Origin of the sequence: Streptomyces alfalfae (assembly GCF_004127445.1) — a bacterium.
In the GTDB taxonomy this organism is placed as follows: domain Bacteria; phylum Actinomycetota; class Actinomycetes; order Streptomycetales; family Streptomycetaceae; genus Streptomyces; species Streptomyces alfalfae.
Map to the genome: position 1 here is coordinate 88,478 of NZ_QEXM01000041.1, position 19,870 is coordinate 108,347.

The following is a 19,870-nucleotide window of genomic DNA, read 5'->3' on the forward strand; positions in this document are numbered from 1 at the left end:
CCGACGCGGCGAAGGCCCGTTCCGCGAGAGCGTGATCCCACCCGGAGACGCCGGGTGAACGCCTCGCAGACGGAGGACTCCCATGAACCGCATGACCACCGACCGCACCCGTGCCGGCACGCGCGTCCGCCGCCCCGGCCGGGCCCTCGCCGTGGCCGCGGCGCTGCTGCTGACCGCGGGGGCCGCGGGCGTCGCGGTCGCGGCCGGTGGGGACGGTGCGGACGGCGCGCGTCCGGCGGCCCCCGCGAGCGCGGGGAAGCGGGAGGCCGCCGCCCTCACGGGCACGGCGAAGATGTTCAGGAAGACCACCGAGGACGTGAGGTTCACCTTCGACGCGCATCTGGCCGCCGCGGACGACAAGCGCCCCGACAAGGCGACCGGCACGTTCGAGTTCGTGCACCTGGACAAGCCGGGCGGCGAGGGCGGCTGGGCGAAGGGCCGGATCGACTGCCTGGTCACGGGCGGCAAGGTGGCCACGGCGACGGGCATCATCACCGAGACGAGCCCCGACGCCCGGATGCGGTCGCTCAAGGGCGGCCGCGTCGGCTTCAGCGTCCACGACCAGGGCAAGCACGACCGCGTCGGCTACAGCTGGGCCGCGACGGGCGGCCCGGACGGCACCAAGAAGCTGTCGAAGTGCAACAGCGCCGCCCCGTTCGAGAAGGTCGAGAAGGGCACCGGCGACTTCCACGTCCTGCCGTGGAAGGTCCCGTACCCGACGGCCTGACGGGTCAGGCGGGCGACCCGGACGAATATCTCCGCATCAGCGGCGAGAGCACCAGCACGGACTTCGTCCGCTCCACGAACGGCTCGCCCGCGATCCGTTCGAGGACCCGCTCGAAGTGCCGCATGTCGGCGGCGAAGACCTGCACGATGGCGTCCGCGTCCCCGGTCACGGTGGACGCGGACGCGACCTCGGGATACCGCTCGAGGCCGCGCTTGATGGCCTCCGGCGAGGTGTTCCTGCGGCAGTACATCTCGATGAACCCCTCGGTCTCCCAGCCGAGGGCCGCCGGGTCCACCCGTACGGTGAACCCGGTGATGGCGCCCGTCGCCCGCAGCCTGTCCACGCGCCGCTTCACGGCGGGCGCGGAGAGACCGACCAGCTGGCCGATGTCGGCGTAGGAGCGGCGGGCGTCCTCGGCGAGGGCGTGCACGATGCGTTCGTCGAGTTCGTTCAGTCGCACGGCGGGTGGATCACTTCTCTGCTGTGGCCAGTCGGGAGCGGCGCATGCCGTACCCGAAGTAGAACACGAGGCCGACGGCCATCCAGACACCGAAGACGATCCAGGTCACGGAGTCGAGGCTGAACATGTTGTACGCGCAGAAGGCGAAGCCGAGGACCGGGAAGAGCCAGCCGAGCGGGACCCGGAAGGTGCGGGGCATGTCGGGGCGCGTCCTGCGCAGCACGATGACGGCGATGTTGACCAGGCCGAAGGCGAAGAGCGTGCCGATGCTGGTGGCGTCGACGAGCTTGCCGAGCGGGATGACCGAGGCGAGGGCGCCGCAGAACAGCGAGACGATGACGGTGTTCACGCGGGGCGTGCCGGTCTTCTTGCTGACCTTGCCGAACGCCTTGGGGACCAGGCCGTCGCGGGACATGGCGAAGAGCACGCGGGTCTGGCCGTACAGGACGGTGAGGACGACGGAGGCGATGGAGATGACGGCGCCGGCGGCCAGCAGCGTGCCGAAGAAGGTCTGGCCGCTGACGTCGTTCATGATCGCGGCGAGCGTGGCCTCGGAGCCCTCGAAGTCCTTCCAGTTCCAGGCGCCGACGGCGACGGCGGCGACCAGGACGTAGAGCGCGGTGACGATGATCAGCGAGAGCATGATCGCGCGCGGCAGGTCGCGCTGCGGGTTCTTGGCCTCCTCGCCGGCGGTGGAGGCGGCGTCGAAGCCGATGTAGGAGAAGAAGAGGCTCGCTCCCGCGGCGCTGACGCCGGCCATGCCGAGCGGCATGAAGTCGGCGTAGTTGCCGGACTTGAAGCCCATGAAGCCGATGGAGCAGAAGAGCACGAGGGCGGCGATCTTCACGATGACCATGATCGTGTTGGCGCGCGCGGACTCCTTGGCGCCGCCGAGCAGGAAGACCATGGCGAGGAGCACCACGAGCAGGCCCGGCAGGTTGACAATGGCGCCGTCGGCCTCGCCGGGCGCGGCGGAGAGCACGTCCGGGATCGTCACGCCGATGGTGCCGTCGAGCAGTTCGTTGAGGTACTCGCCCCAGCCGACGGCCACGGCGGCGACGGACACGCCGTACTCCAGGACCAGGCACCAGCCGCAGATCCAGGCGATGAGTTCGCCCATCGTTGCGTACGCATACGAGTAGGAGGAGCCCGCGACCGGTATGGAGCCGGCCAGTTCGGCGTACGAGAGGGCCGAGAACAGGGCGGTGAGCCCGGCGATCACGAAGGACAGGGTCACGGCGGGCCCGGCCTTGGGGACGCTCTCGCCGAGGACGACGAAGATGCCGGTGCCGAGGGTGGCGCCGATGCTGATCATGGTGAGCTGCCACATGCCGAGGGAACGCCTCAGTGAGCCGCCCTCAGCGACCAGGCTCTCCACCGGCTTGCGGCGCATCAGGCGGCCACCGAGCCCGGTGGGCGCCCGCGGGCTCGGTGGGTTCTGCGGTGGTGCGCCTTGGTCGAGCACGCGCTGGCTCCTTCATCGCTGCCGGTCAGGCGGCGAGGACCCGTGGGACCCGCACCAGAGGTGGGGAACCGCCGAGCAGGCAGTCCCCGCCACTCACGTTCAGCGCCTGACTCTAAGGTCAGCGCCTTCCCGACCGTAATGCAGCAACCTTGCGCAACGCCAGTTGATCATTGCGCACTTCCGGCATATGCGCCTCTTCGTTGCGCGGTCCGTTTCGTCCGTTGCGCGCACCGGACAAAAAAGATCCCCGCGCCCCAGGGGGGCGCGGGGGAACCGCAGGTGAGCGGCTACGGGTGGCGACTAGCTCCAGCTGGCGTGCAGCGGCTTGCCCTCGGCGTAGCCCGCGGCGCTCTGGACGCCGACCGTGGCACGCTCGGCGAACTCCTCCAGGGACGCCGCGCCCGCGTAGGTGCAGGAGGAGCGGACGCCCGCGATGATCGAGTCGATCAGGTCCTCGACGCCGGGACGGGCCGGGTCGAGGAACATGCGGGAGGTGGAGATGCCCTCCTCGAACAGCGCCTTGCGGGCCCGGTCGTACGCCGACTCCTCGCTCGTGCGGTTCTTCACCGCGCGGGCGGAGGCCATGCCGAACGACTCCTTGTACGCGCGGCCCTGGGCGTCGTGCTGGAGGTCGCCCGGGGACTCGTACGTCCCGGCGAACCAGGAGCCGACCATGACGTTCGACGCGCCGGCGGCCAGCGCCATGGCGACGTCGCGCGGGTGGCGGACACCGCCGTCGGCCCAGACGTGCTTGCCGAACTTCTTGGCCTCCGCGGCGCATTCGAGGACGGCGGAGAACTGCGGGCGGCCCACGCCGGTCATCATGCGCGTGGTGCACATGGCCCCGGGACCGACGCCCACCTTGATGATGTCGGCGCCGGCCTCGATGAGGTCGCGCACGCCCTCGGCGGCGACGATGTTGCCCGCGACGATCGGCACCTGCGGGTCGAGCGCCCGCACGGCCTTGACCGCGGAGATCATCGACTCCTGGTGGCCGTGGGCGGTGTCCACCACGAGGGTGTCGACGCCCGCGTCGAGGAGCTGCTTGGCCTTGCCCGCGACGTCGCCGTTGATGCCGACGGCGGCGGCGACGCGCAGCCCGCCGTTGGCGTCCACGGCCGGGGTGTACAGGGTCGCGCGCAGGGCGCCCGTGCGGGTCAGGATGCCCGCGAGGCGGCCGTCCTTGTCCACGGCCGGGGCGTACCGGCGGTTGGCCTGGTCCAGCTTGTTGAACGCGTCGCGCGGGTCTATGTCGGCGTCGAGGAGCAGCAGGTCCCGGGACATGACCTCGGAGAGCTGGGTGAAGCGGTCCACGCCGTTCAGGTCGGCGTCCGTGACGACGCCCACGGGCTTGGAGTCCTCGTCGACCACGACACCGGCGTCGTGCGCGCGCTTGGGCAGCAGCGCGAGCGCGTCCGCGACGGTCTGGCCGGGGGCGAGGACGATCGGGGTGTCCAGGACGTGGTGGCGCGTCTTGACCCAGGAGACGACCTCGGTGACGACGTCGATCGGGATGTCCTGCGGAATGACGACCAGTCCGCCGCGGCGGGCGACGGTCTCGGCCATGCGGCGGCCGGCGATCGCGGTCATGTTGGCGACGACCAGCGGGATCGTGGTGCCGGTGCCGTCGGGCGACGAGAGGTCCACGCCCTGGCGGGAACCGACGGCGGAGCGCCTCGGGACCATGAAGACGTCGTCGTACGTCAGGTCGTACGCAGGCTGGATGTCATTGAGGAAGCGCACGTGCTGCTCATCCCAGTCGATCAGAGGTGGCCCCCGGACAGTTAGCCCGAGGGAAAAGCACGTACTTCAGTGTCCCATGACGTGGGGCCCGCGTGTCCTGGGACGATCACCCAGGCGGGCGGCGGAGCCCCTGGTCGGATCGTCCAAGGGGGCCGGGCGGCCGGAACGGTGCGTTCAGCTCCCGTCACGCGGGGTGTCCGCGTCGGGGGCGAGGACGAGCTCCGGACGGGCGCCCGGCACGCCACGCCAGTGCGCCACGGCGTCGGCGAAGACCTGCCGCGCCATCTCCCACTCCCCCGGCGCGGCCTCGGCGAACTCCTGCCAGCCGGAGACGACGAGCCGCCCCCGCACGCCCGGCGTCCACGAGGGGTCGGTCAGGCAGTCGGCCAGGGCGTCCCAGTTCCGCCCGAACCAGTCGGGCAGCCGGAAGGCCCGCGCACACCGCTCCATGAACGCGGCCTTGTCCCGCACCCCGACGAGGGAGAGCACCACGGGGTCGTCACCGGTCACCATGGGCCAGATGCTGCCACACGGGCCCCGAGGGGGCGCGGAGAGTCCGGCGGGCGGTCTCAGAGCCCGTCCGGGTCGGCCCGGTCGAGGGCGTGCCGGGGCGCGGGCCCCGCCACGAGCAGCTGATCCGCGGCAGCCGTGTCCGTGACCAGGCTGGTGACGAGCCCCGACCGCAGCACCGCGTCGATGGCGGCGGCCTTGCGCCGGCCCCCGGCGATGGCGACGACCTCGGGAATCCGCCGGAGCCGGTCGGCCTCGACGGTGATGCACCGCTCCCCGAGGTCCCGGCCGACCCGGCGCCCCTCGGCGTCGAAGAGGTGCGCCGACATCTCGGCGGCGACGCCCAGCGAGGCGTAGTGCGCGCGCTCCTCGTCGCTGAGCATGTCGTGGACGGTGGAGATCCCCGGCTCCCAGGAGCCGATGGAGACCGCGGCGACCGTGACCTTGTCGAAGTACTCGAAGGCCCGCGCGATGCCGGTCTGGTTGCGCAGCGCCGCGGCGGTGGCCGGGTCGGGCAGCAGCATCGGCGCGTAGATGGGGTGGGCCTCGCCGCCGGAGACCTGGGCCGCGCGGCGGACCGCCTCGACGGAGCCGCGCTCGGCGGTGCCCGCGTCGTAGACGCCGGTGAGCTGCACGACCGTACAGGGCGGCAACTGGTCGAGCGCGGCGGCCATGTGGATGGTCGAGCGCCCCCAGGCAAGGCCGAGCACGTCGCCCTCGTGGACGAGTTCGCCGAGCAGGTCCGCCGCGACCTCGCCGAGGTTCTCCGGGTCCGGGGACTCGTCGATCTCGTCGGCGGGCGCGGGCGACTCCACGACGACCGCGTGCCGCAGGCCGTAGCGCGCCCGCAGCGCGTCGGAGCGCTCGGCGTCCAGTTCCGCCGGGACCCTGATCTCGATGCGTACGAGATCCCGCTCCAGGGCGGTCTCCAGGACCCGGGCCACCTTGAAGCGGCTGACGCCGAACTCCTCGGCGATCTGGATCTTGGACTTGCCCTCGAGGTAGAAGCGGCGGGCCATGGCCGCCGCCTGCACCAGCTCCGCGGGTCCCATCCGCATGGCTGACCGACCCGCCGACATGGCCGACACGGCGCTCTCCTCACTGCTGTTCACAAAGTGCGTACGCCGTTCATCCTTGCAGATCCGGCCCAGTTGATCAGCCCTGAAGGGACTGCGTTCACGTTCCCGTGGCTCAGTGGCCGCATGCCCAGGCGCTTGACGCGGTCTTTGCCGCCGCTTGGGCACGCAATGAACGTACCGCCTCCGCGGGATCGTCGGCGCCGTAGACCGCGGAGCCCGCGACGAAGACGTCCGCGCCCGCCTCGGCGCAGCGCTCGATGGTCGAGGCCGAGACGCCGCCGTCGACCTGGAGCCAGAGTTCGAGGCCGTGCTTGCTGATCAGCTCACGGGTGCGGCGGATCTTGGGCAGCATGATGTCGAGGAAGGCCTGGCCGCCGAAGCCCGGCTCGACGGTCATGATCAGCAGCATGTCGAGCTCGGCGAGCAGGTCCTCGTACGGCTCGACGGGCGTCGCGGGCTTCAGCGCCATGGAGGCGCGGGCCCCCTTGGCGCGGATCTCGCGGGCCAGGCGCACGGGCGCGGCGGCGGCCTCCGCGTGGAAGGTGACCGATCCGGCGCCCGCTTCGACGTACTGCGGCGCCCAGCGATCGGGGTCCTCGATCATCAGGTGGCAGTCCAAAGGCGTGTGCGTCGCGCGGGCGAGCGACTCCACGACCGGCACCCCGAGGGTGAGGTTCGGGACGAAGTGGTTGTCCATCACGTCGACATGGAGCCAGTCGGCGCCTTCCACGGCCTGTGCCTCCTCGGCAAGGCGCGCGAAGTCCGCGGACAGGATGCTGGGGTTGATCTGCGGGGCCATGCCCCAAGCCTGCCATGCCCGACGCCGCTCGCGGACCGCGGTCCGCGCCCCGGGCGCAGCGCCTCCCCCGGGGCCGCGCCTCGTGCCACGCTGAGCGGCCCGTCGGCGCCGCGGTCACGGCCCGGCGGAGGGCCAAGCCATGGCGGACGCACGGGGGCGGCAGGAGCGGCGTGGAGTCACCCGGCTGGTGTGCGGACGGCGCACCACGTGGCTGTGGTGCTCTTCTGGCCGCTCGCCATCGTCGTCGCCGCGCCGCTCGCCCAGCAGCTGACCGAGACGCCCAGGAGAACGACGCGGACTGCTGGCTGCCCGGTTCCGCCGAGTCCACCCAAGTCCGCGGCTCCTCCGGTGAGTTCAGGCCCGAGGTGGTCCCCGCGATCGTCGTGGACGCCCGCGAGGGCAGCCTTACCGCGGCCGGCCGCGGCCGGATACGCGAGGACGTGCGCCGGACCGGCCCGGACCGGGGCGCGGCCGGGCCGCCGGGGCCGGTCTCGCAGGGTCCGGGCGGTCCGCCGGAGCAGGGCGCGGCGGGGTCAGGCGGTGCGCCGGATCAGCGCCAGGTACATCGCGTCCGTGCCGTGCAGATGCGGCCACAGCTGGACGTCGGGGCCGTCGCCGAGGCCGGGGACGTTCCCCATGAGGGGCCGCGCGTCGAGGAGTTCGGCGCCCGCCGCGTGCTTGACGACGTCGTCGACGACCGCGCGGGTCTCCGCCAGGTGCGGCGAGCAGGTGGCGTAGCCGACGACCCCGCCGATCCGCACCGACTCCAGGGCCGTGCGCAGCAGGGAGCGCTGGAGCGGGGCGAAGCCGTCCAGGTCCTGCGGGCGGCGGCGCCAGCGGGCCTCGGGGCGGCGGCGCAGCGCGCCGAGGCCGGTGCACGGCACGTCCATCAGGACGCGGTCGAAGGTGCCGGGCCGCCACGGCGGGCGGGTGCCGTCGGCGGCGATGACCTGGTAGGGCCCGGGGTTGCCCGTGAGCGCCTGGGCGACGAGCCCGGCCCGGTGCGGCTGCTTCTCGGAGGCGAGCAGGGTCGCACCGCGCTGGGCGGCGAGCCCGGCGAGCAGGGCCGCCTTGCCGCCGGGACCGGCGCAGCCGTCGAGCCACTTCGTGTCGGGGCCCTCCAGCGGGGCGTTGGCCAGGGCGAGCGCGACGAGCTGGCTGCCCTCGTCCTGCACGCCCGCGCGGCCCTCGCGCACCGCCTCGACGAGACCGGGCTCCCCGCCCTCGCTGAGCCGCACCGCGTACGGGGACCAGCGGCCGGGCAGCGCCGACTCCTCGCCCACCGAGTCGAGCAGCTCGTCGGCGGTGGAGCGTCCGGGCCGGGCGACGAGCGTGACCTCGGGGCGTTCGTTGTCGGCTTCGAGCAGGTCCTCGATACCGGCGCGGCCGCCGCCGAGCGAGTCCCACAGGGCCGAGACGACCCAGCGCGGGTGCGAGTGCACGACGGCGAGGTGGTCCTCGGGATCCTCGTCGTAGGGCGGCGCGACCTTCGCCACCCAGCCGTCGAGGTCGTCCTGCGCGACCTTGCGCAGCACGGCGTTGACGAACTTGGCGCGGCCGTCGCCGAGCACCACGCGTGCCAGCTCCACCGAGGCGGAGACGGCGGCGTGCGTCGGGATGCGCGTGCCGAGGAGCTGGTGCACACCGAGGTTGAGCACGTCGAGGACCGGCGGGTCGACCTCGCGCAGCGGCCGGTCGACGCAGGCCGCCACGATCGCGTCGTACGTCCCCTGGCGGCGCAGCGTCCCGTAGACCAGCTCGGTGGCGAGGGCGGCGTCCCGCGCGTCGAACTTCTCGGGCCCCTCCTTCTCCCTGGCCTTGCGCAGCAGCGGCGGCAGGACGAGGTTCGCGTAGGCGTCGCGCTCGTCCACGGCCCGCAGCGCCTCGAAGGCGAGGAAGCGGACGGGGTCCTTCTGGGGACGGCGGTAGGGCTTGCCCGACTTCCCCGGCCTGCCCGCGGGCTTGCCTGTCGTCTTGCGGGGACGCCGGTTCGGCTGGTCGTTCAAAGGTGCTCCGCTGCTGGTGTGGGCCGGACCCGTCCGGTGCCGTGGGTCGAACCCATCTAGCCTACGTCGCCCGCGCCCACGCGCTCGCCGGGGGCGATGCGCACGCCGCGGGCCCAGTCGGCGCCGCGCATCGGCTTCTTGCCCTGGGGCTGCACCCAGAGCAGTTCGACGGCGTGCGAGCCCGAGCCCACGCACACGTTGTTCTTGGCCGGGGACAGCTCGCCCGGCGCGAGGTCGGCGCGGTCGGCGACGAGCGCGGCCTGGACGATCTTCAGCCGCTCACCGCGGAAGACGGTCCAGGCGCCCGGCGCGGGGGTGCAGCCGCGCACCACGCGGTCGATCCGCAGGGCGGGCGTGGCCCAGTCGATCTCGGCGTCCTCGACGGTGAGCTTCGGGGCGAGGGTGACGCCGTCGGCGGGCTGCGGCACCGCCTTCAGGCTGCCGTCCTCGATGCCGTCCATGGTGGCGACGAGCAGCCCGGAGCCCGCGAGGGCCAGCCGCGTCAGCAGGTCACCGCTGGTGTCGGTCGGGCGCACCTCCTCGGTCACCGTGCCGTAGACGGGGCCGGAGTCGAGGCCCTGCTCGATCAGGAAGGTGGAGGCCCCGGTGATCTCGTCGCCCGCCATCACCGCGTGCTGCACCGGGGCGGCGCCGCGCCAGGCGGGCAGCAGCGAGAAGTGCAGGTTCACCCAGCCGTGCGCCGGCACGTCGAGCGCGACCTGGGGCAGCAGCGCGCCGTAGGCGACGACGGGGCAGCAGTCGGGCGCGATCTCCCGCAGCCGTGCCAGGAAGTCCTCGTCCCGCGGCTTCGCCGGCTTCAGCACCTCGATGCCCGCCTCCTCGGCCCGCTGCGCGACCGGGCTCGCGACCAGCCTGCGGCCACGGCCCGCGGGGGCGTCGGGGCGGGTCACGACGGCGGCCACCTCGTGCCGCTCGGAGGCGATCAAAGCGTCCAGCGCGGGGACGGCGACCTCGGGAGTGCCTGCGAAGACGAGCTTCACGGTGGGGGTACCTCGGATCTCTGGAGGGGGCGACGGCAGCGCACCAGTCTATGGGCCGCCCGCAGGCGCCGTCCGGGGGCGCTTCCGGGCGGGTTCCGTCGACGCCCCCGGGGCGTACGGAGCGCCGTGCGCCCTGTGCATATGCGCATACGCCCCTGCACCGTGACCCCGCAGGAGCTAGCGCGTTGGTCAAGAAAGAGTTGACCACAAAGGGCCGCACAGGTGGCCCGATCCTTTTCAACGCCGGTTCGAGAGGCTTGTTCATGGCCGACCACGCAACCCACGACGCCCAGGCTCGGGCCAGCCTGCACCTTCTGGTACGGGACATCGAGCGGGTCCGCCGGCAGGTGGACGCACTGCGCACGCTCACCGCCCAGCTCGGAAACGTCTACCGCCCGCGCCGTTCGAGCCCCTCCGCGGGCTTCGTCGTCTACGGCCGGGCCCCCGCCCCGACCGTGCGCCTGGCCCAGGAACTGCGGGACAGCGTCGAGACGCTGGTCACGGCGGCGGTGGACTTCGACCGCTCGCTCGGCTTCTCGTGGGACGCGGTGGGCTCCGCCCTCGGGGTCACCAAGCAGGCGGTCCACCGCCGGTACGGCGCGCGGCGGGCCACCGCGCAGGCCGCCGCCGAGGCGGAGCGGGCGACGGAGGCGCCGGCTCCGGCCGCCGCGGCGGCGTCGACCACGGCCGCGGTCACCCGCCCGGTGCCGGTCGGCGCTCCCCTGCCGTCCGTCCCCGCGGCGCGCACGATGCCGACCCAGCCGACGGCCGGCAGCCCCACCCTCCGCGAGGACCCCAGGCCCCCCGCCTTCCCCGGCCCCCGCAACGGCTGACCCCAGAGCACCAACCCATATCCCGCCCCCTCGCCCCACGGCTTGGGGGCGGGGGTGTTTCCACGGGCCGTGGGCGGGGCCCTTGGGCAGGGCTTGGGCCGGGGCTCTTCGGCACGGCTTTGGCGGTCCTCTGGCAGACCTCCGGCCGGGGCTTTTCGGCGGGCCTTGGGCGAGCCCTTCAGTCAAGGCCCTACCGCTAAGCTCGACGCGGCTCTGGCAGGCCTTGGGCGGGGTCTTGGGGCACAGGGCTCCGACCGAGGCCCCTCGACGCGGCTCTGGCGGGCCTTGGGCGGGCTCTTGGGGCAAGGACTCCACCCAAGACCCCTCGACGCGGCTCTGGCAGACCCAGGACGGGTCGTTCGAGCGAGGCCCTTTGGCAGGGCTCCGCCCACGGCCCTTCGGCACGGCTCCGGCGGGCCTGTAGGCGGCCTGTAGGAGCCCCGCGGCCCTTCGCTCCGTCCCGTTCCCTCAGCCGATGTCCAGCGGGTCCACCCGGATGCGCACCGCTTCGGCCGGGCCCTCGCGTGTGCCCTTCGCTCCGCGGGCCATGCGGGCCGCCTGTGCGACCTTCAGGGCGGCGGCCAGTGCCGCGCCGCTGCCCGGCGGGACCCGGATCAGCACCCTCTCCCACTGCTCGCCGGGCGGCGCCGCGCCGGGCCGCCGCGAGGGACCCGGCGCCGCCTCGCGCACCGGAACGGGGCCGAGCACCACCGCGTCCGGCGGCAGCTCCGCCGCCGCGAGGAACTCGGCGAGGGCCTCGGGCCTGCCGGAGACCGCGGCCATCCGGGAGACCGGCGGGAACCCCAGCTCGGCCCGCTCCCCCAGCTCCCGCACCGCGTGGCCCACGGGGTCCCACCGCACGAGGGCCTGCACGGGCCGCAGCGTCGCCTCCGCCACGACGACGACCGTGCCGCCCGCGTTCTGCGAGCGCACGAGCGCCGCCGCGCCGATCCACCGCCGCAGCGCGTCCTCACCGGCCCGCAGATCCGGCCGCCCCAGCATGGCCCAGCCGTCGAGCAGCAGGGCCGCCGCATAGCCGCCATCGGCGACGGGCTCCGCCCCGGGCGTGCTCACCACCAGGGCCGGCGTGCCCGGCACGGTGTCGAGCACCTGCTCGCGCCCCGAGGTCCGCACCGGCACGGCGGGAAACGCCCGCCCCAGCTCCTCCGCGGTCCGCCGCGCCCCGACGACCTGCGCCCGCAGCCGGAACCCGCCGCACTCCCCGCAGTGCCAGGCGCCTTCCTCCACCCCGCACCAGCCGCACCGCAGCGCGGCCCCGCTGTCCTGCGCCTCCAGCGGCCCCGCGCACCCGCGGCAGCGGGCGGGCTCCCGGCAGCGCTCACAGGCGAGGCGCGGCACATAGCCGCGCCGCGGCACCTGCACCAGGACGGGCCCGTGCCGCAGCCCCTCCCTGACGGCACGCCAGGCCAGCGTCGGCAGCCGCGCGGCCCGTGCCGCCTCGTCCCGCGCCAGATCGCCGTCGCCCACGGTCCGCACCAGCGGCGCGGCCCCGCGCACCTGCTCCCGGTCGGCGACGAGCGGCGCGGCCCAGCCGCTCTCGACGAGCTGGGCGGCCTCGACCGTGCAGCTCCAGCCGCCGAGGAGGAAGCCGCACCTGTCCCGCGTGGCCCGCAGCTCGAGCACCTCCCGCACATGGGGGAAGGGAGCCCGGTCGTCGCTGTGGTTGGCGTCCCCGTCGTCCCAGACGACGACGAGCCCGAGGTCCCGCACGGGCGCGAACATCGCGGCCCGCGTCCCGACGACGGCCCGCACCTCCCCGCGCCGCACGGAGAGCCATTCGCGGTAGCGCCGCTCCTGCCCGGCGTCGGCGGTGAGCAGCGCGTGCTGCCCCTCGCCGAGCAGCTCGGTCAGCGCGGCGTCCACGCGCGCGGCGGGCCGCCCGGTCGGCACGACGACGAGCGCGCCGCGCCCGGAGGCCAGCGTGGCCCGCACGGCGCGGGCGATCTCCTCCGCCCACTGGGGCCCCGGCAGCGCGGTCCACACCGCACGCGGGGAGGCCCCGGAGGCGAGCGCGGAGAGGAACTCCTCCCCGTGGGCATACCGCCGCCAGCTCCCGGCGCCGGGCGGGGCGGGCGGCGCCGGGGGCGGCACGGCGGCCCGTGACTCGGCCCGCGCGTGCCGGGGCGGAACGGCGAGCTGCAGCACGTCGGCGAGGCTCCCGGCATAGCGGTCGGCGACGGCCCGGGCGAGGTCGAGCAGCTCCGCGCCGAGCACGGGCTCGGGCGACACGACCTGGGCGAGCGCGGCCAGCGGCCCCGTGTACTCGGTCTCGGCGCGGCGCTCGACGATGAACCCGTCGATCAGACCGCCGCCCTCGCGCCGGCCCTCCCGCACGTTCCGCGAGCCGGCCCCGAAGCGGACCCTGACCCGCACCCCGGGCTGCGCCGCCTCGTCCAGCTCCTCCGGCACCGCGTAGTCGAAGTACCGGTCGAGGTGCAGCACGCCCTTGTCGACGAGGACCCTGGCCACGGGCAGCTCCTTGGCGAGCGCGGCCCCCCGCCAGGTGCGGGGCTTGGCCCGCGGCACCTTGGCCTTGCGCACGCTCTCCCGGATCAGCGCGAGCTGCTCGGGCTCGGGCGCCCCGCCCCCGCCTTCACCCACACCGGCCCCGTTCTCCCTGCTCACAGCAGCATTCCTACCAGAAGGGACTGACACCGCCGACAGCGCGCGAAGGCCCGGCCCCTCCCGAGGGAAGAGCCGGGCCCGAGCCGGTCATGGAGGCGGGGACTACAGCCCCGCCGCCTTGCGCAGCGCGTCCACGCGGTCCGTGCGCTCCCAGGTGAAGTCGGGCAGCGCGCGGCCGAAGTGGCCGTACGCGGCGGTCTGGGAGTAGATCGGGCGGAGCAGGTCGAGGTCGCGGATGATCGCGGCGGGGCGCAGGTCGAAGACCTCGCTGATTGCCGTCTCGATCTTCTCCGTGTCGACCGTGGCCGTGCCGAAGGTCTCGACGAAGAGGCCGACCGGCTCGGCCTTGCCGATGGCGTAGGCCACCTGGACCTCGCAGCGGGCCGCGAGGCCGGCCGCGACGACGTTCTTGGCGACCCAGCGCATCGCGTACGCCGCGGAGCGGTCCACCTTGGACGGGTCCTTGCCGGAGAAGGCGCCGCCGCCGTGGCGGGCCATGCCGCCGTACGTGTCGATGATGATCTTGCGGCCGGTGAGGCCGGCGTCGCCCATCGGGCCGCCGATCTCGAAGCGTCCGGTCGGGTTGACCAGGAGGCGGTAGCCCTCGGTGTCCAGCTTGATGCCGTCGTCCAGGAGGGCCTTCAGCTCGGCCTCGACGACGAACTCACGGATGTCGGGGGCCAGGAGCGAGTCCAGGTCGATGTCCGACGCGTGCTGCGAGGAGACCACGACCGTGTCGAGGCGGACGGCCTTGTCGCCGTCGTACTCGATGGTGACCTGGGTCTTGCCGTCGGGACGCAGGTAGGGGATGGTGCCGTTCTTGCGCACCTCGGACAGGCGCCGCGAGAGGCGGTGCGCGAGGTGGATCGGGAGCGGCATCAGCTCCGGGGTCTCGTCGCAGGCGTAGCCGAACATCAGGCCCTGGTCGCCCGCGCCCTGCTTGTCCAGCTCGTCCTCGTCGCCCTCGACGCGCTTCTCGTACGCCGTGTCGACGCCCTGGGCGATGTCGGGGGACTGCGAGCCGATGGACACCGAGACGCCGCAGGAGGCGCCGTCGAAGCCCTTCTTCGAGGAGTCGTATCCGATCTCGAGGATCTTGTCGCGCACGAGCTGCGCGATCGGCGCGTACGCCTTCGTCGTGACCTCGCCGGCCACGTGGACGAGGCCGGTGGTGATCAGCGTCTCCACGGCGACCCGGGACGTCGGGTCCTCCCGCAGAAGCGCGTCGAGAATGGTGTCGCTGATCTGGTCAGCGATCTTGTCGGGGTGACCCTCGGTCACAGACTCCGAGGTGAAGAGGCGCCGGGACACATCGCTCCCTGTGGTTGCAGCGGCTGCTGGCTGATCATTGGTGGACTGCCGGGAGCTGCGCCCGGCTCGTCCGAGACCAGTTTATCGGTCACACTCGTCCGCCGGACCACATGTCTCGCCACTTGGGAGCCCTGTGACCTGCGGCACTGCATTGTGCGTCAAGACGATCAGTCTCCACCAGAGGGCCACGCGCCCGATTCACCCCGGTTTCGCGGCCCTCGATGGGACGAAAGTGACATTGAGCCCTCGGGACGAACGCCCCGTCAAGTAACGCGTCGGAACCTGGCCGAGTTCCACCACGGTTCCGCCAGAAGGGGAAAGACCCCAGAACGGGAAAGACCCCGGACCGGCCGCTCCGCCCGGCCTCAGACCAGCCGCCGCGCCACCAGATCCCACACGGTGTCCGCCAGCGCCTCCTTGGGGCCGTGCGGCACCGGCGTCTCGCTGCCGTCGGCGCCGAGCACCACGGCCTCGTTCTCCTCGGCGCCGAAGGTCTTGCGCTCGCCGACCTCGTTGACGACCAGCAGGTCGCAGCCCTTGCGGGCGAGCTTGGCCCGGCCGTTGGCGAGGACGGCGTCCGTCTCGGCGGCGAAGCCCACGATCACCTGGCCGGGGCGCGGGCGCTCTCCCGCGATCTCGGCGAGGATGTCCGGGTTGCGGACCAGGGCGATGGGCGCGGGCTCCTCGCCGTCCTTCTTCTTGATCTTGCCCGCCGCGTAGGTCTCGGGGCGGAAATCGGCCACGGCGGCGGCCATCACCACGGCGTCGGCGTCGGCAGCGGCCTTGAGGACCGCCTCGCGCAGCTGCACGGCCGTGCCGACCGGCACGACGTCCACGCCTGCGGGGTCGGGCAGCGCCGCGTTGGCCGCCACGAGCGTGACGCGGGCGCCGCGCGCGGCGGCGCAGCGGGCGAGCGCGTAGCCCTGCTTGCCGGAGGAGCGGTTGCCCAGGAAGCGGACCGGGTCCAGGGGCTCGCGGGTGCCGCCCGCGCTGACCACGACGTGCCGCCCGGCCAGATCCTGGGCCAGGTCCCCGCGGGCGAGGACGCGGCGGACGACTTCGAAGAGCTCCACGGGGTCGGGGAAGCGGCCCTTGCCGGTGTCGACGCCCGTGAGCCTGCCGACGGCGGGCTCGACGACCAGGGCGCCGCGGCGGCGCAGCGTGGCGACGTTCTCCTGGGTGGCCGGGTGCTCCCACATCTCGGTGTGCATGGCGGGGGCGAAGACCACGGGACAGCGCGCCGTGAGGAGCGTGTTGGTGAGCAGGTCGTCGGCGAGGCCGTGGGCCGCCTTGGCCAGCATGTCGGCGGTGGCGGGCGCGACGACGACGAGGTCGGCGCCCTGGCCGATGCGGACGTGCGGGACCTCGTGGACGTCGGACCAGACCTCGGTCGACACGGCGTTACCGGAGAGCGCGGACCAGGTCGCGGCGCCGACGAAGTGCAGTGCGGACGCGGTCGGCACCACGCGTACGTCGTGCCCGGACTCGGTCAGCCGCCGCAGCAGCTCGCACGCCTTGTAGGCGGCGATGCCGCCACTGACCCCCAGGACCACCTTCGGCTTCTCGGCCACTGCCTTCGTCTCCCCAGCGCTCGGATGTCTACTGCTCCATGACACACCACAGGCCCGGCAGTCGTGCTGCCGGGCCTGTGGTGAAGTGACGAACCGCTTACTGCGCCGGGCCCTCGATGGCCTCGGACGTCAGCAGGCCCGCGTTGATCTCGCGGAGCGCGATCGAGAGCGGCTTCTCGTGGACGTGCGTGTCCACCAGGGGGCCGACGTACTCCAGGAGGCCTTCACCGAGCTGCGAGTAGTACGCGTTGATCTGGCGCGCGCGCTTGGCGGCGTAGATCACGAGGCTGTACTTCGAGTCGGTGGCTTCGAGCAGCTCATCAATCGGCGGGTTGATGATGCCCTCGGGCGCGGTGATGGAAGAGGACACTCTCTGCCTTCCGATGGGTTCAAGTGATGTCCCGGCCGGGGCCGGGACGGGGTGGAGATCTAAAGGACTTTCATCAAGGCTAGCAGCTCACGCGCCACGTCCTCGACGGAGGTGTTGACCAGGGTGGCGTCGAACTCGGCCTCGGCGGCGAGCTCGATCTTCGCCGCGGCCAGCCGGCGTTCGACGACCTCGGGCGCCTCGGTCCCCCGGCCGGTGAGCCTGCGGACCAGCTCCTCCCAGCTCGGCGGGGCGAGGAAGACGAGCTGCGCCTCGGGCATGGACTCGCGCACCAGGCGCGCGCCCTGCAGATCGATCTCCAGGAGGACGGGCTCGCCCGCCTCCAGACGGGCCAGCACCGCGTCGCGCGGGGTGCCGTAGCGGTTGCCCGCGAACTCGGCCCACTCCAGGAGCTCACCGTTGGCGATCAGCTTGTCCATCTCGTCGTCGGAGACGAAGAAGTACTGGACACCGTGCTTCTCACCGGGGCGCGGCTTCCGCGTGGTGGCGGAGACCGAGAGCCAGACCTCGGGGTGCTCCTTGCGCATATGAGCGACGACCGTGCTCTTGCCGACCCCGGAGGGGCCGGAGAGCACGGTCAGCCGCGGACGTACGTCCGGGGGTACGGGGGTCGTCCCCCGGGATGTTGCAGCCATGCAGCGATTATCCAGGTTCTCAGGAGTGCCTGAGAACGTCAGGCAGCGCCACCACCGAACTCGCGCTCAAGAGACGCGATCTGGTTGGAGCCGAGACCGCGCACGCGGCGGCTCTCGGAGATGCCAAGACGCTCCATGATCTGCTTGGCGCGGACCTTGCCCACGCCCGGCAGGGACTCCAGGAGGGCGGAGACCTTCATCTTGCCGATGACATCGTTCTCCTGGCCCTGCTTGATGACCTCGTGAAGAGAGGCACCGGAGTGCTTGAGTCGATTCTTGACCTCGGCCCGCTCCCGGCGAGCCGCGGCGGCCTTTTCGAGCGCGGCTGCGCGCTGTTCAGGGGTAAGGGGCGGAAGAGCCACGCCTACGTCACCTCGGATGTCGAACTGTCGGATACGGACCGGTGAGGAACCTAGTCGCCCCACACCTGGGGGAGCAACGTGCAATGCGCTTGCCCGCTCTCCCCCCACTACCTTGAGGGTGTGGGGGGTATCCCCCACCCGACGGAGACTAGCGGCCATGGCCGCCAGAGTCAGCGAGAACAGACGAAAAGTCCTGGTCAGCCTCTGTCGAGCTAGGCAAACCAGACATTTCACCCCCGATTTCCGCTGACATGTCGTCAGTAGGACCTGGGCGCGCCGCCTTGCGTCCCGCTCGGAGCCGGTGTCGTCGCCCCGGCCGGGGTGACGACACCGGCTCTCAGGCCCCCTCGACCGCGACCCGGATCTCTCCCGCGAAGCGCTCCGCGGCCTCCCGCAGGCCCATGACGTCGGGTCCGTGCCGCAGCACCCCCCTGCTGACGTTCGGCACGACGTTCCGCACGGCCGCGCCGAAGACGGCGGGGAGATCGGCGGAGGTCGCGCCCTGCGCCCCGATGCCGGGGGCGAGCAGCGGGCCGTTGACGGCGAGGTCGTACGCGGACAGGTCGCCCAGCGTCGCGCCGACGACCGCGCCGAAGGACCCCAGGGGCGTCTCTCCCGCGTTCTCGGCGGCGAGGTGGCCGAGGATGGTGGCCGCGACCGTGCGCCCGTCCCCGCGGACCGCGTGCTGGACCTCGGCGCCCTCGGGGTTGGAGGTCAGGGCGAGCACGAAGAGCCCGGCGCCGTTCTCGCGCGCGAGGTCGACGGCCGGCTTCAAGGACCCGTACCCGAGGTAGGGCGAGACCGTGAGCGCGTCGCTGAACAGCGGCGAGTCCTTGTGCAGGAAGGTCTCGGCGTACGCGGCCATGGTCGAGCCGATGTCGCCGCGCTTGGCGTCCATGACGACCAGGGCGCCCGCCGACCGCAGCTCCGCGACCGCCTTCTCCAGGACGGCGACGCCCCGCGAGCCGAAGCGCTCGAAGAACGCGCTCTGCGGCTTGAAGACGGCGACGGACCCGGCGAGGGCCTCCACGACCGTGCCCGTGAAGCGCTCGAGGCCCGCGATGTCGTCGTTCAGGCCCCACGCGGAGAGCAGCGAGGCGTGCGGGTCGATGCCGACGCACAGGGGACCGCGCTCGTCCATGGCGCGGCGAAGGCGTGTGCCGAAGGTCTCCTGGCCGCTCATGCGGACTTCCTCACGTCGGCGCCGACCGCGTCGGCGAGGGTGGCGTAGGGGCTCGTGCGCAGCCGCGCGGCGAGGCCCTTGTGGATGGCGCGGGCCCAGAAGGGGCCCTCGTAGATGAAGGCGCTGTACCCCTGGACGAGGGTGGCGCCCGCGAGGATGCGCTGCCAGGCGTCCTCGGCGTTCTCGACGCCGCCGACGCCCACGAGGGTGATCCGGTCGCCCACGCGCGCGTAGAGGCGCCTCAGCACCTGGAGGGAGCGCTCCTTGACCGGCGCGCCGGAGAGCCCGCCGGCCTCCTTGACGAGGGCCGGGTCGGACTTCAGGCCGAGGCCCTCGCGCGCGATGGTGGTGTTCGTGGCGATGATGCCGTCCAGGCCGAGCTCCACCGCGAGGTCGGCCACGGCGTCGACGTCCTCGTCGGCGAGGTCGGGCGCGATCTTGACCAGGAGCGGTACGCGGCGGCCCTCGGCGCCGCGGTCGGCGGCCTCGCGCACGGCGGTGAGCAGGGGGCGCAGCGACTCGGTGGCCTGGAGGTTCCGCAGACCCGGGGTGTTCGGGGACGAGACGTTGACGACGAGGTAGTCGGCGTGGCGTGCGAGCCGCTCGGCCGACTTCACGTAGTCGGCGGCGGCCGCCTCCTCGGAGACGACCTTGGTCTTGCCGATGTTGACGCCGACGACCGTCCTGAAGACCGGCCTGCGGGCGGCGAGGCGCGCGGCGACGGCGGCGGAGCCCTCGTTGTTGAAGCCCATGCGATTGATCAGCGCGCGGTCGGCGACGAGGCGGAAGAGACGCTTCTTGGGGTTGCCGGGCTGCGGCTCCCCCGTGACGGTGCCGATCTCGATGTGGTCGAAGCCGAGCATCGACATGCCGTCGATGGCGACCGCGTTCTTGTCGAAGCCCGCCGCGAGCCCGAAGGGACCGTGCATCCGCAGCCCGAGGGCCTCGGTGCGCAGCTCCTTGTGGCGCGGCGCGAGGACGGCCGCGACGAAGGTGCGCAGGACCGGCACCCGGGCCGTGAGGCGGATCCAGCGGAAGGCCAGGTGGTGGGCCTGCTCCGGGTCCATGCGCCGGAAGACGAGGCGGAAGAAGAGCTTGTACATGAGAGGTGTCCTCACCAGAAGGGGGACACCGGATCGGTGTCCCCCCAG

18 protein-coding genes are annotated in these 19,870 nt (G+C 73.1%); 2 read left to right on the forward strand and 16 right to left on the reverse strand.

Features of this window, described 5'->3' with window-relative positions; genetic code table 11:
- Positions 1-82: 82 nt before the first annotated feature.
- A complete protein-coding gene (locus tag DCW30_RS19860; protein ID WP_079250192.1) occupies positions 83-727 on the forward strand; it encodes a Repetin in 645 nt (214 codons plus the stop codon).
- 4 nt (positions 728-731) lie between these two features.
- On the opposite strand, the gene DCW30_RS19865 is transcribed toward DCW30_RS19860, so the two are convergent.
- From DCW30_RS19865 to fmt, 8 genes are all read right to left on the reverse strand, one after another.
- On the reverse strand, positions 732-1,187 hold the full coding sequence (locus tag DCW30_RS19865) for an Lrp/AsnC family transcriptional regulator (RefSeq protein ID WP_062779603.1): 456 nt from the start codon (positions 1,185-1,187) through the stop codon (positions 732-734).
- Positions 1,188-1,197: 10 nt separating this feature from the next.
- Positions 1,198-2,652 (reverse strand): amino acid permease, encoded by a 1,455-nt coding sequence (locus tag DCW30_RS19870; protein WP_129299904.1) that lies wholly within the window; start codon positions 2,650-2,652, stop codon positions 1,198-1,200.
- 300 nt (positions 2,653-2,952) lie between these two features.
- Complete coding sequence (locus DCW30_RS19875) at positions 2,953-4,395, reverse strand: GuaB1 family IMP dehydrogenase-related protein (protein ID WP_062779599.1); 1,443 nt, start codon at positions 4,393-4,395, stop codon at positions 2,953-2,955.
- A 174-nt stretch (positions 4,396-4,569) separates the two neighbouring features.
- Entirely contained in the window at positions 4,570-4,908 is a 339-nt protein-coding gene (locus DCW30_RS19880; RefSeq protein ID WP_076687143.1) for a barstar family protein, read from the reverse strand.
- Between the two features lie 56 nt (positions 4,909-4,964).
- Entirely contained in the window at positions 4,965-6,017 is a 1,053-nt protein-coding gene (locus tag DCW30_RS19885) for a sugar-binding transcriptional regulator (RefSeq protein ID WP_062779595.1), read from the reverse strand.
- A gap of 79 nt (positions 6,018-6,096) precedes the next feature.
- Entirely contained in the window at positions 6,097-6,783 is a 687-nt protein-coding gene (gene rpe, locus DCW30_RS19890; protein WP_076687142.1) for a ribulose-phosphate 3-epimerase, read from the reverse strand.
- A gap of 533 nt (positions 6,784-7,316) precedes the next feature.
- Positions 7,317-8,789 (reverse strand): RsmB/NOP family class I SAM-dependent RNA methyltransferase, encoded by a 1,473-nt coding sequence (locus DCW30_RS19895; RefSeq protein ID WP_062779589.1) that lies wholly within the window; start codon positions 8,787-8,789, stop codon positions 7,317-7,319.
- 56 nt (positions 8,790-8,845) lie between these two features.
- Entirely contained in the window at positions 8,846-9,790 is a 945-nt protein-coding gene (gene fmt, locus DCW30_RS19900; RefSeq protein ID WP_076687141.1) for a methionyl-tRNA formyltransferase, read from the reverse strand.
- Between the two features lie 263 nt (positions 9,791-10,053).
- Here fmt and DCW30_RS19905 point away from each other — a divergent pair, with 263 nt between their 5' ends.
- The gene (locus tag DCW30_RS19905; RefSeq protein WP_076689536.1) at positions 10,054-10,623 is read left to right on the forward strand and encodes a hypothetical protein; all 570 of its coding nucleotides are present in this window, start codon (positions 10,054-10,056) and stop codon (positions 10,621-10,623) included.
- 468 nt (positions 10,624-11,091) lie between these two features.
- On the opposite strand, the gene DCW30_RS19910 is transcribed toward DCW30_RS19905, so the two are convergent.
- From DCW30_RS19910 to DCW30_RS19945, 8 genes are all read right to left on the reverse strand, one after another.
- On the reverse strand, positions 11,092-13,269 hold the full coding sequence (locus DCW30_RS19910; protein WP_076687140.1) for a primosomal protein N': 2,178 nt from the start codon (positions 13,267-13,269) through the stop codon (positions 11,092-11,094).
- A gap of 102 nt (positions 13,270-13,371) precedes the next feature.
- Entirely contained in the window at positions 13,372-14,580 is a 1,209-nt protein-coding gene (gene metK / locus DCW30_RS19915) for a methionine adenosyltransferase (RefSeq protein ID WP_062779582.1), read from the reverse strand.
- A gap of 365 nt (positions 14,581-14,945) precedes the next feature.
- A complete protein-coding gene (gene coaBC / locus DCW30_RS19920; protein WP_237283460.1) occupies positions 14,946-16,151 on the reverse strand; it encodes a bifunctional phosphopantothenoylcysteine decarboxylase/phosphopantothenate--cysteine ligase CoaBC in 1,206 nt (401 codons plus the stop codon).
- 97 nt (positions 16,152-16,248) lie between these two features.
- Entirely contained in the window at positions 16,249-16,521 is a 273-nt protein-coding gene (gene rpoZ / locus DCW30_RS19925; RefSeq protein ID WP_005319902.1) for a DNA-directed RNA polymerase subunit omega, read from the reverse strand.
- Between the two features lie 59 nt (positions 16,522-16,580).
- Entirely contained in the window at positions 16,581-17,174 is a 594-nt protein-coding gene (gene gmk, locus DCW30_RS19930; protein ID WP_076687138.1) for a guanylate kinase, read from the reverse strand.
- Between the two features lie 38 nt (positions 17,175-17,212).
- Positions 17,213-17,536, reverse strand: a complete 324-nt coding sequence (locus tag DCW30_RS19935; protein ID WP_005319887.1) for an integration host factor — start codon at positions 17,534-17,536, stop codon at positions 17,213-17,215.
- A 337-nt stretch (positions 17,537-17,873) separates the two neighbouring features.
- Complete coding sequence (pyrF, locus tag DCW30_RS19940; protein WP_076687137.1) at positions 17,874-18,719, reverse strand: orotidine-5'-phosphate decarboxylase; 846 nt, start codon at positions 18,717-18,719, stop codon at positions 17,874-17,876.
- On the reverse strand, positions 18,716-19,822 hold the full coding sequence (locus tag DCW30_RS19945; RefSeq protein WP_076687136.1) for a quinone-dependent dihydroorotate dehydrogenase: 1,107 nt from the start codon (positions 19,820-19,822) through the stop codon (positions 18,716-18,718). Before DCW30_RS19945 ends, pyrF begins: the two co-directional genes overlap by 4 nt.
- Positions 19,823-19,870 lie beyond the last annotated feature (48 nt).